Source organism: uncultured Agitococcus sp., assembly GCF_937920075.1.
GTDB lineage: Bacteria > Pseudomonadota > Gammaproteobacteria > Pseudomonadales > Moraxellaceae > Agitococcus.
In genome coordinates this window covers 1-3772 of record NZ_CALETI010000075.1, presented here as the reverse complement: position 1 = coordinate 3772, position 3772 = coordinate 1, and the positions used below count along the sequence as shown (strand labels likewise).

Annotated in this window: 5 protein-coding genes; 2 read left to right on the top strand and 3 right to left on the bottom strand. The window is 40.6% G+C overall.

Annotation, left to right across the window (positions count from 1 at the left end; genetic code table 11):
* Positions 1-229 (top strand): hypothetical protein (locus Q0212_RS02960; protein ID WP_297921983.1); only part of this gene is annotated, 229 nt, incomplete at its 5' end.
* 607 nt (positions 230-836) lie between these two features.
* Positions 837-1739, top strand: a complete 903-nt coding sequence (gene repM, locus Q0212_RS02955) for a replication initiation protein RepM (RefSeq protein ID WP_297921980.1) — start codon at positions 837-839, stop codon at positions 1737-1739.
* An 18-nt stretch (positions 1740-1757) separates the two neighbouring features.
* Here repM and Q0212_RS02950 read toward each other — a convergent pair whose 3' ends face one another.
* From Q0212_RS02950 to Q0212_RS02940, 3 genes are all read right to left on the bottom strand, one after another.
* Positions 1758-2177, bottom strand: coding sequence for a type II toxin-antitoxin system VapC family toxin (locus Q0212_RS02950; RefSeq protein WP_297921977.1), 420 nt, complete (start codon positions 2175-2177; stop codon positions 1758-1760).
* Entirely contained in the window at positions 2174-2428 is a 255-nt protein-coding gene (locus tag Q0212_RS02945) for a plasmid stabilization protein (protein WP_297921974.1), read from the bottom strand. The genes Q0212_RS02950 and Q0212_RS02945 overlap by 4 nt, the downstream gene beginning before the upstream one ends.
* Positions 2429-2509: 81 nt before the next feature.
* The gene (locus Q0212_RS02940; protein WP_297921971.1) at positions 2510-3148 is read right to left on the bottom strand and encodes a hypothetical protein; all 639 of its coding nucleotides are present in this window, start codon (positions 3146-3148) and stop codon (positions 2510-2512) included.
* Positions 3149-3772 lie beyond the last annotated feature (624 nt).

Genomic DNA, 3772 nt, shown 5'->3' with positions numbered 1-3772 from the left:
GGCCTCAAAGTGCGTTGAATGCAGGCCTGAGCATTTTCAAATGCAGGTCGCTACAGTTATGGCTAACCCTCCAGCTTTAGCTGGTGGTTGTTCAGTTAACAGGCCCAAAAACGAAAGTGGCTTAAATTTGCGTTTTAAGCACACACAAATAAAAACCAGTACCTTTCCACTAAAAATCTATTTACCCATCCTTAAAACGCCTAAAAATGGCTTTAAATTTGATTTTTAGATTGCTATTCATCTTTATTTTCAAAAGTTAATCTAGAAACGCATTTCTAAGGCCGATTTTTTCTTTGTTTACTCATATGAAACACCAAATTTTTAATCATCGTCTCAGTTAAAACAATCTTGTTTATCTAGTGGCGCGATTAACCTAAACACTAAGAAATAGGACAATGGCTTTGGCAGCGCAATGCTATTAGCAAAATCGAAACCAGTGACTCGCCTTCTAATTAACCGTATTTAGCAAATGTTGACTTGAAAGAGTATTAATTTATTGCACTGTTTTGTCCCCCTTTGGGGGATTCAGGGGTTATAAAAGCCGCCCGATTAGGGCGACATAGTGTTTGTATTTCTTCAAAAATATTCTTCTCAAAATTAGACTTATCCACAGATTTTTTTGAACACGTCCTTTTAATACTTTTAAATACTTTTAAATACAATAAAGAAGAAAATCTCATTTAAAGACGTTTCCTTTGCCATTTAAAGACGTTTCCTTTGCCATTTAAAGACGTTTCCTTGACATTAAAAGATATATGAAAAAATGTCTTTAAAAGACGTTTTTAAAATTGACATTTAAAAGACAAAAAAATAAAATGTCGTCATATGGAGTTCTTATGAAAAAAAATTGCGATTTAGTTGTTAAAAGCAACCAACTTGTACAAGCTGTCAGTAACTTAAGCTTGGTAGAAATTAGACTTATCCAATTGGCTATTGTTGATGCTCGAGAGGTTGGTGTAGGCATAAGCACAGATACACCACTGGTAATTTGGGCAAATCGTTATGCCACAACATTTGATGTAACACTTGAAGCTGGATATTGGGCATTAAAAGAAGCTGCAAAAACCTTATTCGATAGACAGTTCACCTTATATCTAATAGATGCAGATACTAAAAAAGAGAAACGTATTACTAGCCGATGGGTATCTCAAGTTGGTTATGTTGATGATGCTGCTAAGTTAGAAATCATTCTGTCTCCTGCTGTGGTAAAGGAGATTACACGTCTAGAGTCGCAATTCACCCGTTACTATTTAGAGCAAACTGCCCCTCTTACTAGTGCGTATGCAGTTCGATTATATGAACTCCTTATCCAATGGCAAGAAGCAGCTAAATTACCAATGTTTCACTTAGAGTCTTTTCGGCAACAACTAGGGCTTGCAGATCATGAACTTATCCGTATGAGTGATTTCAAAAAACGAGTTCTTGATTTAGCTGTATCTCAAATAAACGAACATACCGACATCACTGTCAATTACGAACAACATAAGGCAGGTCGAATTATTACTGGCTTTACATTTAAGTTAAAAAAGAAGCATCCAAAAGATGTAACCCCCAAAGCCAAGACTCAATCCAAGCCTAAACAAAGCCCTAAAAATGATGATGAAAATATTGAAACACTTTTACAAGATGAAAAATGGGTATCTAAGCATGCACAAACAGGAGAGTCATGGGAGCAAGCTCGCACTCGATTACGACACGAAGCAAAAACTGGCAAATTTACGCTAGCACCCACACCTTAAAAAAGAAACTCCACCCGTTTACCTCATATCCCACGGATTAATCACTGTCACTTTAGCTGCGGTATAAGGTGCAGTATCTCGTGAAGCAACAACAAAGCCACGTGATGCTGCAATCGCCGCAATATAACCATCGGGGGTAGGAAAACCTCTTCCAGAAACTTTAGCAATCATCGCTAAATCGGCATAGTGCTGTGCAGCCTTAACATCAAACGAAAGTATCCTATCTTTAAAGAGTTCCAATAATCCCTCTAAAGTTAGTGTCAACATTTCCTTACGTTTACCAGATGGTAAAGCAGCAATCCCAAACAACAGCTCAGCTATCGTCACACTAGAGAGGTAAAGGGTTTCCGCAACTTGATCGTTTAACCACCCACGGACAATAGGATTTGGCTCAGGCTTCATCGCCTCGGAGACCACATTCGTATCGAGAAGAATCATTCAAACCTCATTGGCTCGGCAGGAGATTGATCGCTGACCTGTTGAAACACGTCAAAGTCTTCATTCGTCAAACCAACCTGACGACTCAATGCTGCAAGGGCATCCCCCATACGCACACGCGTTTCAGGCTTTACTGCATGAGCTAAAATCTCACGTACTTCGGCTTCGGTACTACGCCCATGTAAAGCAGCCTGTACCCGTAATGCACGATGTACATCATCAGGCAAATTACGCACGGTTAGCATCGCCATCGCATCACCTCATAAAAACACATTCAATGCCTTCACTTTATCACAATGAATGCACAACAACAAATCATCATGACAAAGACTTTAAGCCTTAACCACATCCATCACTTTTTTGGTCTTCTTTTTAGGGACTGGATTGGGCAATCGACGTACATATGCTAAAAATGTCGGTAGGGCAGGCATTGGCTCCGTATCCTTGCGTAATCGCTTCCACTCACCACGTAGCCATTTACTGAGCATACCCACCTGACGGCGTACCAAACGAAAGCCGGGGCTGTTGTATAGCGATGCAATCGCCATTTGTAGAGCTAAATCGTTTTTCGCCAAAATAGCGTTCCTTAAGCGTTTTTGATGGTTGGTATAGGTAGTCTTCTCCATACGCCATGACCATGACACACCATCATGAACTAATTCATAGCCTGTTAATGATAAGCGGTGTTCTTTGTCTCGCAAATCGACAAATTGCTCTCGCTCCATCACACGACCTTTACCACCTGTAGTCAGCAACCAGAAAATAGCTTTATCACCGCTCTCAGGTTTCCACACTAAAAATTGCGTGACTGCTTCACCTGATAATTTACGGCGGCTACGTTGTGATTTAGTCAATTCGGTATCGTATTCACGGGCAAATTTTTTTGATAACGCTGCCAATTTTTCAAAGCCTATTTCACCTTGAAAATACAAGTGGTAATCAAAACGTGCTGCATCTTGCAGACGTTGCATTGCTAATATCTTGCTTTCACATTCAATCATAGGGAGTGTATATTTTTGAGATTTCTATATTCGTATTATCTCACTACTTTGCGACGTAATAAAGGCATATAACTATATTACTAATACTTATAGATAGTTTAAATTTCACTAATTTAGGTGCTTGATAATAAGAGATTCCGATTATATGTTGATTACAGCGGCAACATGAGTCAAAATACCATCGTCGTCTTCGAATCAGGGCGGCACGCCCTGTTTTTTAATGGGGGTTGCCTCCCTCCATTTTTTCTTTCCGCCGACCAGATACCTGATCGCCAATCAGGTTGAAACTGGTGAAGCCGTATGCCCGTAATGGGGCTGGTACGGCTACGACAGGCGCTAGGAATTGCAATATTCCTTTCGACCTAATCCGCATTTTTTAGATGCGTTAATGATTTTTTTCGAGTTTGGGCGACACGGAAACGGGCCGCTAGGTAACTAGCTTAGCCCTGTTTTTTATGAGAGTCGGTATTCAGTCCGATCCACGGGCGGCAGGAAACTGTCGAACGTGTGCCACGCAGGTGGGCTGCTGAGGCCGTCGAAATAGGGGTCGTCGGAGAAAACGGAAAAAATCGTACGCTAAGGATTTTCAGTGGC